The organism is Rhabdochromatium marinum (genome assembly GCF_016583795.1).
In the GTDB taxonomy this organism is placed as follows: Bacteria; Pseudomonadota; Gammaproteobacteria; order Chromatiales; family Chromatiaceae; genus Rhabdochromatium; species Rhabdochromatium marinum.
The window spans coordinates 46,251-62,270 of record NZ_NRRS01000010.1; the positions used below are offsets into that span (position 1 = coordinate 46,251).

10 protein-coding genes are annotated in these 16,020 nt (G+C 57.7%); 6 read left to right on the forward strand and 4 right to left on the reverse strand.

What is annotated here, in order from left to right; all coding sequences use genetic code 11:
• The first annotated feature begins 143 nt into the window (after positions 1-143).
• Entirely contained in the window at positions 144-326 is a 183-nt protein-coding gene (locus CKO36_RS04830; RefSeq protein WP_200281280.1) for a PLDc N-terminal domain-containing protein, read from the forward strand.
• Here the strand turns inward: CKO36_RS04830 and CKO36_RS04835 are convergent.
• Positions 292-1,131 (reverse strand): sirohydrochlorin chelatase, encoded by an 840-nt coding sequence (locus CKO36_RS04835; protein ID WP_200281284.1) that lies wholly within the window; start codon positions 1,129-1,131, stop codon positions 292-294. The genes CKO36_RS04830 and CKO36_RS04835 overlap by 35 nt on opposite strands.
• A 193-nt stretch (positions 1,132-1,324) precedes the next feature.
• Here CKO36_RS04835 and CKO36_RS04840 point away from each other — a divergent pair, with 193 nt between their 5' ends.
• A complete protein-coding gene (locus tag CKO36_RS04840) occupies positions 1,325-2,434 on the forward strand; it encodes an efflux RND transporter periplasmic adaptor subunit (protein ID WP_200281287.1) in 1,110 nt (369 codons plus the stop codon).
• Positions 2,431-5,547, forward strand: coding sequence for an efflux RND transporter permease subunit (locus CKO36_RS04845; protein WP_200281290.1), 3,117 nt, complete (start codon positions 2,431-2,433; stop codon positions 5,545-5,547). The genes CKO36_RS04840 and CKO36_RS04845 overlap by 4 nt, the downstream gene beginning before the upstream one ends.
• Positions 5,548-5,577: 30 nt before the next feature.
• On the opposite strand, the gene CKO36_RS04850 is transcribed toward CKO36_RS04845, so the two are convergent.
• From CKO36_RS04850 to CKO36_RS04860, 3 genes are all read right to left on the reverse strand, one after another.
• Complete coding sequence (locus CKO36_RS04850; protein ID WP_200281293.1) at positions 5,578-7,977, reverse strand: putative bifunctional diguanylate cyclase/phosphodiesterase; 2,400 nt, start codon at positions 7,975-7,977, stop codon at positions 5,578-5,580.
• A gap of 4 nt (positions 7,978-7,981) precedes the next feature.
• Positions 7,982-9,124 carry an EAL and HDOD domain-containing protein gene (locus CKO36_RS04855; protein WP_200281296.1) on the reverse strand — a complete coding sequence of 381 codons (1,143 nt, stop codon included), beginning with the start codon at positions 9,122-9,124 and terminating at the stop codon, positions 7,982-7,984.
• Positions 9,125-9,242: 118 nt separating this feature from the next.
• On the reverse strand, positions 9,243-12,404 hold the full coding sequence (locus CKO36_RS04860; RefSeq protein WP_207161390.1) for a PAS domain-containing hybrid sensor histidine kinase/response regulator: 3,162 nt from the start codon (positions 12,402-12,404) through the stop codon (positions 9,243-9,245).
• Between the two features lie 388 nt (positions 12,405-12,792).
• Here CKO36_RS04860 and rpoH point away from each other — a divergent pair, with 388 nt between their 5' ends.
• From rpoH to mobA, 3 genes are all read left to right on the forward strand, one after another.
• A complete protein-coding gene (gene rpoH / locus CKO36_RS04865; RefSeq protein WP_200281301.1) occupies positions 12,793-13,641 on the forward strand; it encodes an RNA polymerase sigma factor RpoH in 849 nt (282 codons plus the stop codon).
• A 242-nt stretch (positions 13,642-13,883) separates the two neighbouring features.
• On the forward strand, positions 13,884-15,413 hold the full coding sequence (locus CKO36_RS04870; RefSeq protein WP_200281303.1) for a hypothetical protein: 1,530 nt from the start codon (positions 13,884-13,886) through the stop codon (positions 15,411-15,413).
• Positions 15,414-15,417: 4 nt separating this feature from the next.
• On the forward strand, positions 15,418-16,002 hold the full coding sequence (mobA, locus tag CKO36_RS04875; RefSeq protein ID WP_200281305.1) for a molybdenum cofactor guanylyltransferase MobA: 585 nt from the start codon (positions 15,418-15,420) through the stop codon (positions 16,000-16,002).
• Positions 16,003-16,020 lie beyond the last annotated feature (18 nt).

Genomic DNA, 16,020 nt, shown 5'->3' on the forward strand with positions numbered 1-16,020 from the left:
CATGGCCAGCCAAACGCAGCCGTCGTTGGCAAAGATTACATGCAACACAACCGGCGCATCGGCGCCAAGACCGAGTCTCAATGCTATGATGCAGCGTATGAGTGTTCATACTGATCCATTAAGCCGCAAGGGCAGGGGGGCGCATGATTGATGTGCAGGTAACAGGTTTTTTTGGCCTGCTACTACTGATTCTGGATATCTACGCGATTATCAAAACAGTACAAAGTCGAGCCAGCACCTTAGGCAAGGTGCTCTGGGTGGTGCTGATTCTGTTGCTGCCCTTGCTGGGCTTTATGCTATGGCTGCTGTTTGGGCCAAAAAATTAAGTCGGTCACGGAGAATATCGAGCAGCCGAGGATGACCTCCCATCAGGGGCGATAAGCTAATGTGAAAATCCGGGTGGCGTTGCTGGATGTCTCGGCAAATGTTTACGATGTCACCATCAGGTCCGGCATGGCGCCCAGCAGCCAGGAATTGCATGGCGATGGCAATGCTGGCTTTTGGGTGGACACAAGCATGTGACTCCAAAGCATCGGCCAACAGGGGGCCGTTGAAATCATATTCCTGGCCGGGGCGACGCTCCATGGCTGCTTCGGTGAAATCAGCCCAGTCATGGATACGCTCGGCCAGCTGTTGCGCGAGCCAGTGACGCACAGCGGTGACCTGGGGCAAGGGTGAGCCGTGATCGACCAGGAATACATGCTCGGGCGGTTGCTGTGCCTGGCTGCGACAGATTTGCAGATGATCAACCAAAATCTCGACCAGACGCGGCTCGCCTTGCGGCAGTGGGCATAATGGTGGAGCCAGGCGCAGACGGAAAGCGCCGAATTCCTTGCGCAAGGCGGCTGCGGTGTCAGGAATAAAATGGGTCAGGGCGCGGCTCTGACCAAAAAACAACGGCACGACCAGGAAATCCCGCTGGCCATTGGCGAGCTGGCGGCGCAGATAGGGGGCGAAAATCTGCGCCGGCTGGCCATTGAGCGCGGCCGCATCGATAGCATCAGCGTGCAGCAGAGAAACCGGATTGACCGGCGCTTGGGTATGCGTTTGCAGCCGAGCAGCCAAAGCTCGCAACGAGAGGTTGGCCTCAGCACGTTTGGAGCCGTTATCGACAAGCAGGATCTGAGACATGATGGACTGGCTTTTTGAATGTCATATTGACTGGCAGATGGGGGCACCAAGCGCTGGGCCAAATGAAAGCAGCGCCGTTTGAGCCTTGGGGACACCTTGAGTCTCGGGGATAGTTGTAGGGCAATCGCTTGGGTTTGCTGTCCGTTGCCTTAATGTTCCTGGTTCTGTGGCGATTGCTGAGGGAGTTGGCAAAATGCGGTTATTTGTTCCACTGTTAGCGCTGCTGATCCTGTCGGCTGCATCCTGGGCGGTGCTGGCGAAAGCGCCCGGAGTGCCGGGCGTAATTGTGACCGAAGTGCGCGAGGCACCACTGGCGGATCGCATTGAAGCGCTGGGCACGCTCAAGGCGCGCGAGTCTGTCGTGATCACGGCCAATGTGACTGATTCCATCTCGGCAATTCACTTTGACGACGGCGATCAGGTCAAAGCCGGCGATGTGCTGGTCGAGATGATGAGCGGTGAGGAACATGCCGTGCTGAAAGAAGCCAGCGTCCGGGTGAAGGAAGCGCAGCGGCAGTACGAGCGTGTCAAGTCGCTGGAGGCGAGCGGTTCGGCTTCGGCCTCCCTACTGGATGAACGGCGACGTGATCTCGACACGGCACGCGCGACCCTGGTGGCCACCGAGTCGCGCCTGGCCGACCGGCTGATTAAGGCGCCCTTTGATGGCGTGCTGGGGTTGCGCAACATCAGCCTGGGGGCTCTGGTGCAGCCGGGTGATGTGATTACCACCTTGGATGACAACTCCCGATTGAAGCTTGACTTTGCAGTGCCCAGTGTGTTTCTGAGATCACTGGCCCCGGGTGTCGAGGTGGAAGCCCGCAGCCGCGCCTTTCCTGAGCGGCTATTTCGCGGCACCATCAGCAGTATCAACAGCCGAGTCGATCCGGTAACCCGCTCGGTGCAGGTGCGCGCCCTGATTGACAACGACCAGCGCCTGCTGCGCCCCGGGCAGTTGATGACGGTGGAACTGCTGCGCAATCCACGTCAGGCGCTGGTGGTGCCGGAATCGGCGCTGCTGCATCGGGGCGAGGAGCATTTCGTCTTTGTGGTCAGCAGTTCCGATCAGTTAATTGAAAAGCGTCAGATCGACATCGGCGTTCGCCAGCCCGGCCAGGTGGAAATACTCGCTGGCCTCAGCGCCGGCGAGTCAGTGGTCACTCACGGCCTGCAGAAGGTCAAACCGGGGGCGCCGGTCAAGATTATCGCAGTGGATGACGGCTCACGCTCCCTGGCTGAGATGCTCGCGGCCGGCGAGCAAGCCAGCAGCCCTGCCAGCAGCTCTAATGGAGCCGCTCAGCCATGATGCTGTCCGATCTCTCGGTGCGCCGGCCGGTGCTGGCGACAGTGATGTCGCTGCTGCTGGTGGCTTTCGGTCTGGTTTCATTCGACCGCCTGTCACTGCGCGAATACCCGGACATTGACCCGCCGGTCGTCTCCATCGACACCGTCTACCCTGGCGCCTCGGCCAATGTGGTGGAGACACGCATCACCCAGTTGATTGAGGATCGCATCGCCGGAGTCGAGGGCATCGAAAGCATCAGCTCCAGCTCGCAGGATGGGCGTTCGCGCATCACCATTGAGTTCGACATCGGCCGTGACATCGATGGGGCCGCCAATGATATTCGCGACCGAGTGTCCGGAGTGCTGGATCAACTGCCGGTTGAGGCCGAGCCACCCGATATCCAAAAAGTCGACAGCAACGATGATGTGATCATGTGGCTGAATCTGGTCAGTGATCGCATGACGGTGCCGGAGCTGAGCGACTACGCGCGTCGCTATCTGGTGGATCGTTTCTCGGTGCTCGACGGCGTGGCGCGGGTACGGGTGGGCGGTCAGCAGACCTATGCCATGCGCGTGTGGCTGGATCGCAATGCGCTAGCGGCGCGCGCACTGACGGTGGCAGATGTCGAGGCGGCCTTGCGTTCCGAAAATGTCGAGCTGCCGGCGGGCAGTGTCGAGTCACTCGACCGGCAATTCAGCGTGCGCACCGAGCGCAACTTCCGCACCCCCGAAGAGTTCGCACGGCTGGTGATCGACCGCGGAGAGGATGGCTATCTGGTACGCCTGGGCGATGTGGCACGAGTGGAACTGGGCACTGAGGAAAATCGCACCGTATTTCGTGGCAATGGTGTGCCCATGGTTGGGCTCGGCATTATCAAACAATCCACAGCCAATACAGTGGCCGTTGCCGAGCGTGCCAAGGCGGAGAAGGATCGACTCAATCCGACCCTGCCCGAGGGCATGGAGCTGAAGCAGAGCTATGACACCTCGGTGTTTATCAAGGATGCCATCAAAGAGGTCTACAAGACCCTTGCCATTGCCATCGGCCTGGTAGTGCTGGTGATCTTTCTGTTTCTCGGCAGCGCCCGCGCCATGTTGGTACCGGCCGTGACGGTGCCTGTGTCCTTGATCGCCACGTTCAGCGTACTGCTGGCGCTGGGATTTTCGATCAATATCCTGACGCTGCTGGCATTGGTACTGGCCATTGGTCTGGTGGTGGATGATGCCATTGTGGTGCTGGAGAACATCCATCGGCGCATGGAAAGCCTGGGCGAAAGCCGGCTGGTTGCAGCCTTTCGCGGCACGCGGCAGGTGGGCTTTGCCGTTATTGCCACCACCGTGGTACTACTGGCGGTCTTTGTGCCCATTGTGTTTCTGCGTGGCGATGTCGGACGGCTGTTTTCGGAATTTGCACTGACCATGGCCGCAGCGGTGGTGTTCTCCACCTTTGTTGCCCTGTCATTGTCGCCCATGCTGGCCTCGCTGATTCTGCCCTCGGCCCAGGCTGGCGAGCCGGGGAGGGCGCGCCTGAGCAGCGGTGTCGATTGGCTGTTTGAGCATGTGCGGGTTGGTTATGCCGCGCTGCTGAGATTTTTTCTGCGCCAGAAGTGGATCATTGTGCTCTTGTTTGTTGTCACCATCGGCCTGGCCTGGTGGCTGCTAACGCATATTCCGCAGGAGTACGCCCCCAAGGAAGATCGCGGCGCCTTCTTTGTGCTGGTGAATGGTCCCGAGGGCGCGACCTTCCGTTATATGGAAGAGTACATGGATGAAATCGAGCGGCGACTGCTGCCCTATGCTGAATCCGGCGAGGCGATCCGAGTGCTGATGCGTGCGCCCCGTGGTCATGGTGGCGGCGAGGCCTTTAATAACGGCATTGTGATTCTAGTTATGAACAGCTTCGACAAGCGCCGCTCCAGCTGGGTGGTCATTGATGAGATACGCGCCAAACTAGCCGACCTGCCTGGCGTGCGCGCCTTTCCGGTGATGCGCAGCGGTTTCGGGCAACGCATCAGCAAGCCGGTACAATTTGTGATTGGTGGCGGTACTTACGCCGAATTGGCGCAATGGCGGGACATCCTGCTGGCCAAAATCGCCGAAAACAATCCTGGCCTAGTTGGCATCGATTGGGACTACAAAGAAACCAAGCCCCAATTGCGCGTGGAGATTGACTACGACCGCGCGGCCGATCTGGGCATCCGCATCGACACCATTGGGCGCACGCTTGAAACCATGCTTGGCTCGCGCAAGGTGACCACCTATCTGGATGCGGGTGAAGAATATGATCTGATTCTTGAGGGCGAGCGCGATGCCCAGCGCACCCCCGGCAGTCTGGAGAATCTTTATGTGCGCTCAGCGCGCAGCGGCCAACTGGTGCCATTATCGAATCTAGTCCGGGTCACCGAAACTGCCGCCTCCAATGAACTGAATCGCTATAACCGGGTTCGCGCCATTACCATTGAGGCCAATCTGGCTGAGGGTTTATCCTTGGGCGAGGCGCTGAACTTTCTCGATAACCTGGCAACCGAACATCTGCCCGAGCAGGTGGTGATCGACTACAAGGGCCAATCGGCGGATTTCCGCGATTCCAGCAGTGGAATCCTGTTCGTCTTTCTGCTGGGCGTGGCCGTCGTCTATCTGGTGCTGGCAGCACAGTTTGAGAGTTGGATGCATCCACTGGTCATCATGCTGACGGTGCCCTTGGCCATGGCCGGCGCGCTGCTGGGACTCTGGCTGACCGGACAAACGCTGAACATCTACAGCCAGATTGGACTCATCATGCTGGTGGGTCTGTCAGCCAAAAATGGCATTCTGATTGTTGAATTTGCCAACCAATTGCGCGATCAGGGGCAGGCCTTTCAGGAGGCATTGCGCGAGGCCGCCGCCGTGCGGCTGCGACCGATCGTGATGACGGGCATTACCACCGCCGCCGGCTCGGTGCCCTTATTGCTGAGCAGTGGGGCTGGAGCCGAGACGCGCGCCGTGATAGGCACGGTGATTTTGTTTGGTGTGGTTGCAGCGACGCTCTTTACGCTTTTTATCGTACCCGTGGCTTACGATTTGCTCGCACGCCGAACCAGTTCACCAGGGGAACGGGAACGACGCCTGGAGCAGGAATTGGCCCGTCGGCCTTAAGTCCCCTTCCTCAATCCAGATGCGCTGCACTTATTCGGCCGGTGAGGGGCGACAAGAGTCACTGGATTTCAGCATGGCTTCCAGGTCTTCCCGGGGCATGGGGCGGGCGAGCAGAAAGCCTTGCACCAGGGGGCAGTCATGCAGACGGAGAAAATCAAGTTGCTCTTGCGTTTCAATGCCTTCGGCTACCACAGACAGGCCGTGGGTTTGCGCCAGGCGAATGATGGACAGCACCAGGGCGGATTCCTGCTTGCAGCCGGGAAGATCGACGACGAAGGAGCGGTCGATTTTTAGTTTGTCGATGGGCAGTCGCCGCAGATAACTGAGTCCTGAGTAGCCGGTGCCAAAATCATCCAGTGCGATCGAGAGATCGGCGGCGCGCAGGGCTTCAAGAATATGCAATGTCTTGGTATCGTCAGCGATCAGCATGGATTCGGTGATTTCCAATTCCAGCAAGTACGCAGGCAATTGATACTGGTTGAGCAACCCTAACACGCGTTCCTCAAGCTTGGGGCGTAACTGACGCGCGGAAATATTGACCGCCAGACGCAAAGGCTCAATACCTCTGTCAATCCAATCCCGCAAAGTGGCGCAAGTCGTCTCCAGCACCCAGTCGCCGATTTCATGGATCAGACCAGTCTCCTCAGCCACCGGAATAAAGGTCGCCGGAGAAATCATGCCCTTGTCGCGATGCTTCCAGCGCAGCAATACCTCGGCCGCCTGCATCTTGTCATTGGCCAGGTTAAATTGGGGTTGGTAGTGCAACAACAGCTCGCCCTGGCGCAGTGCTTCATGCAGGTCTTCTTCGATGTAATGCCGCGCCAAAGCCTGGGCATTCATATCAGCATCAAAAAACAGATAGCTGTGCTCATAGTTAGACATTTGCCGCAGCCGACCCATGGCGATGCTGGCATGACGTTGCAGGCTTTCAGAGTCGGCACCATCTTCGGGGTACACCGCCACACCAATGCTGGCCGTGATACTCAAGGTTTCCTCGCGCTGCGGCAACCGACTGAGCGTAAAGGGCTGGCTCAGAGCCTTGAGCACCTTGTCAGCCACGATACTGGCATGATCACGCTGCGCAATATCAAAAAGCGCGATGACAAATTCATCCGGCCCGCTGCGGGACACCACGTCCTCGGCACGCAAACTGTTGCGAATGCGCTCGGCGACCTGCACCAGCAATTCATCGCCAGCGGAAACTCCCAGGGCATCATTGATGCGCTTAAAGCGGTCGATATCGACCATCATCAAGGCACCATAAGTACCCATACGCTTGGCCTCATGCAACGCCTGAGTCAGGAGTAAGCCCAGCATCGAGCGATTGGGCAGGCCAGTGAGGGCATCAAAATTTGCCAGTTGGTAGATTTGTTCCTTGGCCTGCTGATGCTCGGAAACATCCATTAACATGGCAACGAAGTGGGTCAGCTGACCTTCCAGATTGCGCACGGCACTAAAGGAAAGCCAGCATGGAAAGCTGGTTTTGCTATTGCGTTTGCAACGAATTTCGCCAAACCAATGATCTTCACGCTCCGTCTCGGCCCGCAGGTTGCTCCAAAAGTCGGCATCATAACGACGGCAATGCAGAAAATCATGCTCGCACCCCAACACATCCTCTTCCTTGAGGGCAAAAAGGCGGGTAAAGGCGCGATTGATCGAGACCACCTGGCCCTTGAAATTGGTCACCATGATGGCTTCTTCGCTGTATTCGAAAATCGCCGACTGCAGCCGGAGTTTTTCTTCCGCGCGAATGCGTTCAGTCGCATCCACCAGATAACCGAGCAGACCTTCGGGTTCACCATCTTCGTCGATCAGCAGCGTGAGATGAATACTGGCCCAAAAGACCGAGCCATCGCGACGCTTGCGTTGCACCAGCATCTCGCCACAGCAGCCACTGTCACTGGCCTCAGCCAGCAGGCTGTTGTCTTCATCAGCATCGGCATAGAGAAACAGCACATGCCGACCCAGGGCTTCGTCCTTGGCATAGCCGAACATCCGCTCGGCGCCCTGATTCCAACTGGTGATATAGCCATCCAAATCCATGCCGATCACGGAACTGTTGATGGCATCAAGCATGCGCTGATTTTGGCGCAGCGTCTGACAGCACAGGGTTTTGCTGCGATCGCTGCGGCTGAGTTGATCAGCCAGCATGGTCAGCAAGGGCAACAACAGGGCGCCGGTGGTTGCCTCAGGTGGCTCAGCAAGGGCGAAGATCAGCTCCTGACCAGTGCTGGCAATCGGCAATTGCCACACATGACCACTGACTTCAGCCGCAGCATACCAGTGCGGTGCGCCCGAGGTGCTGTCTCCATCCGGACCGCGCAGATTTAACCAAAAACCCTCTGGTGCAATAACTGCGCGCAGATGCTGTTCAAACCAGCGCAACACGTCCTCTGCATCTCCACTGGGTACCGCTGGGAATGGGACCATGGATTCATCCTGATGAAAATGACTCAACCCAAAACAGGCTGTCGAGTTGGAGTTCAAGCAGCGTCAGCGCATTGAGTGAAAAATGTTTGGCCCACGCGCGCAGTTCGACGTTGTCGCGCCGCTCAATTGCTTTCACCAGACACAGCAGCTTACCCAAGGGTCCCTGTTGCTCCAGCAGAGCACGCTCAATGGCTGCTGGCAGCGCCAGGGGTTTGAGCAGGTTAGGGAGCTGATCATTGAGCAGGACATCGATCAGCGAAAAGACTCCAACCATAAAGGCCTGATCGCTTAAGGTCGGGCTCCAATCGAGATGCTGGGCGGTGAGTTCCATCAGGCGCCCGCGAAACGCGGAATGCCAGAGCAGACTATTGACTTCGTGATGACTGGTTTGGCGCGTGAACATCAGCAATTGCAACCAGCGCTGCAACTGACGGCGCCCGAGCAGGGTGATGGCATGACGGAAGTTGGTCGCCGGCGTACGCAGGCTGAGCGCCGGAGAGTTGACTAGGTTAAGCAGATCGAACGCGAGCCGTGGTTGAGTCTTGAACAAGGATTCAAGTTCATCGGTATCGGCATCGCTGCTGACCAGTCCCAGCAGGCGGGTCAGGGCGATTTGATCCGCCTTGGGCTGTTTGCGCGCAGAACGCTGGTTGCCGGTGATCAGAAAGGCGCTCCAGCCAAGACCGACCAGCGACTGGCACGGCTGCCAACCGGCCAGACCATCGGCCAGGCTGGATGTGGAACCGGCCGAACCGGCCGCATCAGTGACAATCCACCAATCTGCACCAGTTGCATGGGCCAGTTCGCGTTGGGATCCGCGCAGAGCCAAGTGAAGCCCATCTGGCGTTGGTGGGCGCTCGGATTGCTCGGTTACGGGGTACACCAGTATCTGGTCACTGGATAGATTGAGGGGCAGGTAAGGATGCAGACACTCCTGCGTCCCGAACAAAAACAACCACTTTGGAATCTTGGATTGCAAGCGTTCCTGCAGTATTGCGGCGATGGCACGGGCTTGTTCGTCGCTCGCACAGGCCATTTCCAGCCACAGGCCACTGCGGCGGCGATGATGATCAAAGACTGGAGCAATCAGCGTCCAGGAGCCGTCAGGCTGGCGATCTGCGCCTGAGGGTTTGGCGGGAGCGATCATTGAGGCGTTGTGGTGGCCGCGTCCGGAACAGACGGCGGAACATCTCCCAAGGTTGCGAACAGTTTGCATCAAGCATAGCAGATAGCCGCACCCGAGAGGGGGTTGATTGGGCGAATGCTCAGAGCAGCGCTGTATCGGCCTCTGGTCTGGCGTCTGACGCAACGCAAACCTGATGAATCGTCGCGATCAAATCGTGAATATTGATCGGCTTGGTCAAATAGCCATCAAAGCCGGCGGCCTGGCCCCGCTGAATATCCTCGGTCGTGGCATTAGCCGTCACAGCGATCACTGGAATGCGCATGGTACGCGGATCGGAGCGTAGCGCCTGCAATACCTGGTAGCCGTTCATGCCTACCATGTGAATATCAAGCAGAATCAGCTGAGGTAGATCTTTAAGTGCCTGTTCCACACCGCCTTGACCGGTGTCGATACTTGTCACCTGCACCTGCGGATAGCGGCTGAGCATGCGCTCCATAAGTTTGAGGTTCGAGGCGTTGTCCTCGATCTGTAAAATACGCTCGACCGATGCCGGCCATGCTGGCTGCTCAGGCGCCTCAAGGCTGGTGTCATGTTCAGTTTGTGCAGCGGCCAACACATCGAAGGCCTCAAGCTCCATCCAAAAACAGCTGCCCTCACCGAGTTGGCTGGTGGCATTGATGACGCCACCCATGGCTTCGATCAGACGACGGCAGACAGCCAGCCCGATACCCGTGCCCTCGCAATGGATGTCACGTTCCAAGCGGGAAAAGGGGCTGAACAAACCGGGGATATCGTCCTTGTCGATCCCAAGGCCGGTATCCCGGATTTCAATACGAATACGGCCTTGATCGATACGCTGGGCACCGAGTCGCACCTGACCACCGGGTTTGTTGTACTTAACCGCATTGGACAGCAAATTGATCAGCACCTGCTTCAGGCGCACCTGGTCAGCAATGACCGCCAGGTCGTAGAGTGGATCAATGTGGACTTGAACCTCTTTGCTGGACGCCATTGTTTCGACCAGCACCATGGATTCCATCGCCAGGTCGCTGAGGATGACCGGCTCGAGCGTCAGTTCGATGCGCCCGGATTCGACCCGCGCCAGATCAAGCACCTCGTTGATCAGATGCAGCAGGTGATGACCCGCCTTGAGAATTTCGCCAATGTTTTCCAGCTGATCCTCATTGAGATTGTCGTCCTGTTCCAGCAGCTGCGCAAAACCGAGGACGGCATTCATGGGCGTGCGCAGTTCATGGCTCATCAGTGACAGGAACTCTGATTTAGCGCGGCTGGAGCGCTCGGCTTCGTCTTTGGCCTGGCGCAGATCCTGTTCAATCTGGCGGCGCTTAGTGACATCAAGATGATTGATGACCACCCGCGGATGCTCTTCACTGGAACCACGCAGTGGCGTAATGCGCACCAGATGAATTTCCTCCTCTTCACCCTGGCAGGTATTGACTTCTGTTTCCAGGGATCGGGCCTCGCCCCTGAGGACCATACGCACGGCTTCGCTCAAGCGCGCCATGTCGGTGCGACCGCTGCCAGCGAGCGCATCGCAGAAGGCCAGATAATTGCCGCCGGAGGCGAGACTCTTACCACGATCGGGCAGGCGATAGGGGCGATGCTGCCAGGCGCGATTCACCGAGATAATCTCGCCATGTTCATCCACCACACAGATGCGCGCTTCCAGAGAGTCGATGATGGACTGAATCTGTTCGCGCGCGCGCTTTTCGACAAATTCGGCATGCTTTAGTGGGGTAATGTCTTGAATGACACCGAGCATGCGTATCGGCTGTGCCTGCTCATCATGGAGCAGGTTGGCCCGAGCGAGCATCCAGCGTTCGCTGCCATCAGGGCGATGGATACGGAATTCCTCATCGAGAACATCATGTCCACTGATGCAGTTTTCAATTGAGGTTGCCAGGCGAGAACGATCCAGTGGATGCGCGGCGGCGAGAAACTCATGGAAACCAAACTTGATGCGTGAGGTGGTGGAGCCGATCAGCTCAGTGACACGATCCGACCAATAGACGCTGTCGGTGCGCAGATTCCAGTCCCAGAGCCCGATATTGGCAAATGCCTGGCTATGGCTCAGACGTTCTTCACTAATCGCCGAGGCGCGCAAGGTTTCGCGCAGATGGCTGACATCCATGGCGATTCCGGTCAGTTCCAGGCCAGTGGCCTGTTGCGTAACCGCCGCATAGAGGGTGATGGGAATCTGCTCGCCAGCGTGACTCATTAACGGCAGATCGAGGTCGAAGGATCCCTGGGTGTTAAAGGCGTTCTGGATGGCGTTTTTGAGCTCCTCGCGCGCACGACCGCTGACGAAATCGAACACCGTCATGTGCCGGATATCCTCATGGGTGTAGCCAGTACTCTGGCACAGCTGACGGTTGTAAGCGAGAAAGCCCCCGAAACTGTCGATGGTGAAAAAAATCGCCGGCAGGCTGTCGAGCGTGGCGCGCAACCGGTCGCGTTCCTGGCGCAGCCGGGTATCGGCCTGAATTACTGGAGAAATGTCATCCTGCAAGGTTAGCAGGTGCGTCACGCGACCTTCAGCATCGCGCAGGCCGTTGAGACGCACATAATTGCAAAACTCGGTCCCATCCTTGCGCTTGTCCGCCAGGCGCACTTCAAACTGGCGCCCTTCGTAACAGGCATCATGTAGATCCTGCAACTCAACGGCTGAAAAGGCGGTGCTGAACTCATCGCGCAACAAACGACACGGCTGGCCCAGCAGCTCATCGCGCGAATAGCCGGTAATATCCAGCTCAGCGGAATTGACGTAGATGACCCGGGTCGCAGCATTTTCGACCTTAATGATGGTCAGGCCGCTGGACAGGGTCTCGATGATGCGACATAAAAAGTCGCGTGAGAACTCTGGAACCAGGTCGTGTGACCGAGCAATGGATGACTGCTCAGTGGGCGGATCCGTGCGGGCCACTGCCTGAGCGCTGAGGGGACACATCTGCAGTAAAACCCCCGCAGGGGAGGCATCACTCGATTCCCATAGTGGCTTAGCGGTCAGGTTGACACCAATGGGCAAGACTTCCGAGTCTGCGCTGAAGTAAAACCGCTGCTTAAGCAGAGTGTCCCCCTTGAGCGCACGCGCCAAAGGGCACTCAGCCGCTGGCAGTACCGAGCCGTCTAGTCTTTGTAAGCCGTTGTCGAGCAGTTCAACCCGATGCCCCTCAACCAGTGCTTCAAGCGGTTCCAGTAGTTGCCGGGCAGCCTGATTGGCGCACAGCAGCCGACCCTGAGAGTCGAACAAGAGAACAGCATCCTCAAGTGCTTCGGTCAACGCGCGCAAACTCGGCTCAGGGGGAGTGTATGCAACAGTCCTATCAAGAATGTGCAGGTCTTGCATGGGGGCCGATTTCAGTTCGCTTGCTTGATCGCCGGTGTGATGGCCGGTTGACATGGAAATGTGGAGTCTGAGCTGGAATTGCTGTCCTGCGCATGCGGACTGGAAGGGTAGACGATAGCCACTTTTCGCAAGGTTGACAATGGTAAATTGCACTTGCAGCCATGATGGGTGTCTGGCACGCTGAACTCAATGTTGGAGCGAACCTATCCCCCTTGGGAACTTCGCCAAGCAAAATTTCTCAAAAACCCTGTTGCAGCTATTGCAAAACAAAATCCACTGGTGCTAGACTCAAATCCTGAGCAAATTACTGGGGTATTATCCTATGAGCCAAGCCATCGCTTCGCGGAACTGGTTATCGACCGGAACCATCGACGCTTACATTAGTAGCGCCTACCAGATTCCTGTCCTGACCCTTGAAGAAGAGCGCAGCCTGGCCGAGCGGCTGCGTGATCATGGAGACATGGAAGCCGCACGACGCCTGGTGCTCTCGCACCTGCGCTTCGTTATTCGCATTGCCCGCGGTTACATGGGTTACGGCCTGCCGTTGCCGGATCTGATCCAGGAGGGCACCGTCGGTCTGATGAAAGCGGTGCGCCGCTTCGAACCGGACGTCGGCGTGCGCCTGGTGTCCTTTGCAGTGCACTGGATTCGGGCAGAAATTCATGAATATATCCTGCGCAACTGGCGCATCGTTAAGGTGGCAACCACCAAGGCGCAGCGCAAGCTGTTCTTTAATCTGCGCAGCGCGAAAAAGCGTCTCGGCTGGTTCACCAAGCAGGAAGTGGAGGAAGTAGCCGCTGATCTGGGGGTCAAACCGGAAACCGTGCTTGAAATGGAATCGCGCCTGGCGAGCCACGACATGGCCTTCGACGGCTATGAAGATGAGGATGACGAGTCGCCCTCAGCGCCTTCGACCTATCTGCCCGACATGCGCATGGAACCAGCCAGTCAGCTCGAACACGAGAACGCGGAAACCTATGAACGCGAACGTCTGCTAGCCGCTGTGTCGAGCCTGGATGAGCGCAGCAAGACCATCCTGCAGGAACGCTGGTTATCCGAGAAAAAGCAGACGCTGCATGATCTGGCGCAGCAGTTTGGCGTCTCGGCCGAGCGCATTCGCCAGATTGAAAAGAACGCGATGAAAAAATTGCGCGTCCAGCTGGAACTCTGAACCTGACTGCCGGAGACCCATGCGGTCCCGGCAGTCAATTTTCTTGGTCTTTTTAACCCCAGAGCTATCGACGCCGGGCCACCTGTTCCATGACAATAGGCTCTAAAGCATTCTGAATTTTGGGGCCATTCATGCCGATTCCTGTTGTGTTTTCCGCGCCTGTCCTGCGTTGCACGGCCGCTGCCTGGCGACTGCACAGCCGCCAACCCAATTCCTGTCATCCTACCCATGGGTTCCGATCAATGATCGGGCAAATCCTGCTCGCCGGCATGCTGCTCGGCTCGACCCACAGCCTGCTAGCAGCCATTCCGGCCGCCCCCGTGATGACGCTGTACAAATTCAACGGGCCGGTGCGCGTTCCCTACTATCAGATCGGTGCCTCTGGACCGGGAGCCATTGCGGGCTACTTAACCCAGGGTTCGTCCGTCATTCCCTGCTTGGTCGTCCGCAATGGTCAGGCGCTGACCGACAACCAGGGTACGCCCTATGTTGGTTTTGAAGTCCTGGTCAACTCAGCAACAGCCGGACCTGAAGCCACCAAGACGTTCAAACAGGCCCTGGCGCGGCAGGCTTCGCTTAACGTTGACAATCACCATTGCAAGCCCGATGTGCGCCATGTTCTCAATGTGCGCGAACTCTATCAGTTAACCAAGGCGCCTTTTTTCGATCCGCCCCGCACTGGACAACCACCTGTCAACGCATCCGGGGATAGCAATAAGGGAACGGCTGACTCCACACTGGATCGTCTGATTCGCGAGTTTCACAACTCGCAGGACTGCGCCAGTGTTGACTCTTCGCTGCTCGGACGGCGCGCGCGCTTGGCGCGTGCCTGGGATGACTTCATTGCCCGCAAGCGCGCGACAGAAGATGCGAACCAACTCGCGCGCGCCAAACATCTGGACTACAGCATGCGCACAGCGCTCTATGAAGGGCACTTGGATCGCGGCTGCAATGCCTATGGTGCCTGTGAGCGTAATGTGGTGGTGCTCTCCATCCGCAACCGGGCGATTGGACAGTGTTCAAAAGGGCGGGGATGCCGTTTCCCCGGTGACTTTCAGGGCGTTTCCTCAGATCCGTCGCAATACAACATCTGGGATAACTTCCTGACCCAGATCTCCGGACTTACTTCCTGTTACTTGCGCTCTGACCTGGCAGACAAGGAGTATTATCAGCACATTCAGCGCATGTATCAGCAAAATGTTGGTGATGCTGAACAGATTCTCTACGGCGGCGAACCGGGCCTGGAACAAGTTTTTCCTGGAACGTCGATGTCTGATTTAACCGAGCTGCGGCATTATTATCACCCACCGGCGATGCGCAAATGCTTTCCGCAACAAGAGCGTATTGAATACATGAGCGGCGCCGTCGCCGAAAAGGACGGCCAGTTTGCGTTAATTGCCAACACCCGCATCAAAGTTGGCCAGCGCGTCGGCAAGGGGTATCGATTCAAGGAATTCCGTTTCGAGCACACCGATGCTGGCGATCAGCTGCAAGTGCTTGACAATTACCCGGGCTTCATCGTCGATGGGCGCAAGGTGAGTCTGAAATCTGGCCATAGCTGCACACCCTATGGCGTGTCACGCTCCTGCAAATTCAACCGGGTAAACCGCTATCGAACCGTCCCCAGCTGGCTAAGCGCCGGCAAGCCTCTGACCATCAACTGTCGCGTTCAAAGTCGCGGCGCCAACTGCTCAGCAGCTCCCAGCGAGGAACGCGTGAGCGTTGGTGGCGACTGTGATACTGAGATGATGCCGGTGACTCGGGTGCCCTGATTCATTGATCCACACCGATGACATTACCGCTGTGGTGCTGGCCGGTGGTCGCGGACGCCGGGTTCATGGGCAGGATAAGGGGCTTCTCAGCTACCAGGGCCGCCCGCTGATCGCCACAATACTGGAGCGTCTGGAGCCACAGGTTGGCTCGATTTTAATCAGTGCCAATCGGAATCTCGACCAATACCAAAGCTTCGGCTGGCCAGTCTTCCAAGACCGGCTGGACAACTACCAGGGACCCCTGGCCGGACTCTGCAGCGGACTCGAAGCGGCACGCACACCCTGGTTGCTGTCGGTGCCATGCGACGGCCCAGTGTTCCCACTCAACCTGGTCGAGCGTTTAGCCGCTGCACTTGAAAACCAGCCTGCATCGGTGGCACTCGCCTGCGATGGCATCAAGACCCACTACACATACGCGCTGCTCTCCACCAGGCTGCTGGATGATCTCCACAGCACTCTGGCGCGCGGTGAGCGCCGCCTGGGGACTTGGCTGGAGGCGCATCAACCTGCGTTGGCCGATTTTTCGGCTTCAGCGCATAGCTCAACTGATGCCTTTGCCAATCTCAATCACCCCGAGGACTTTGTGTGATTCGGCAGCAACGGGCAA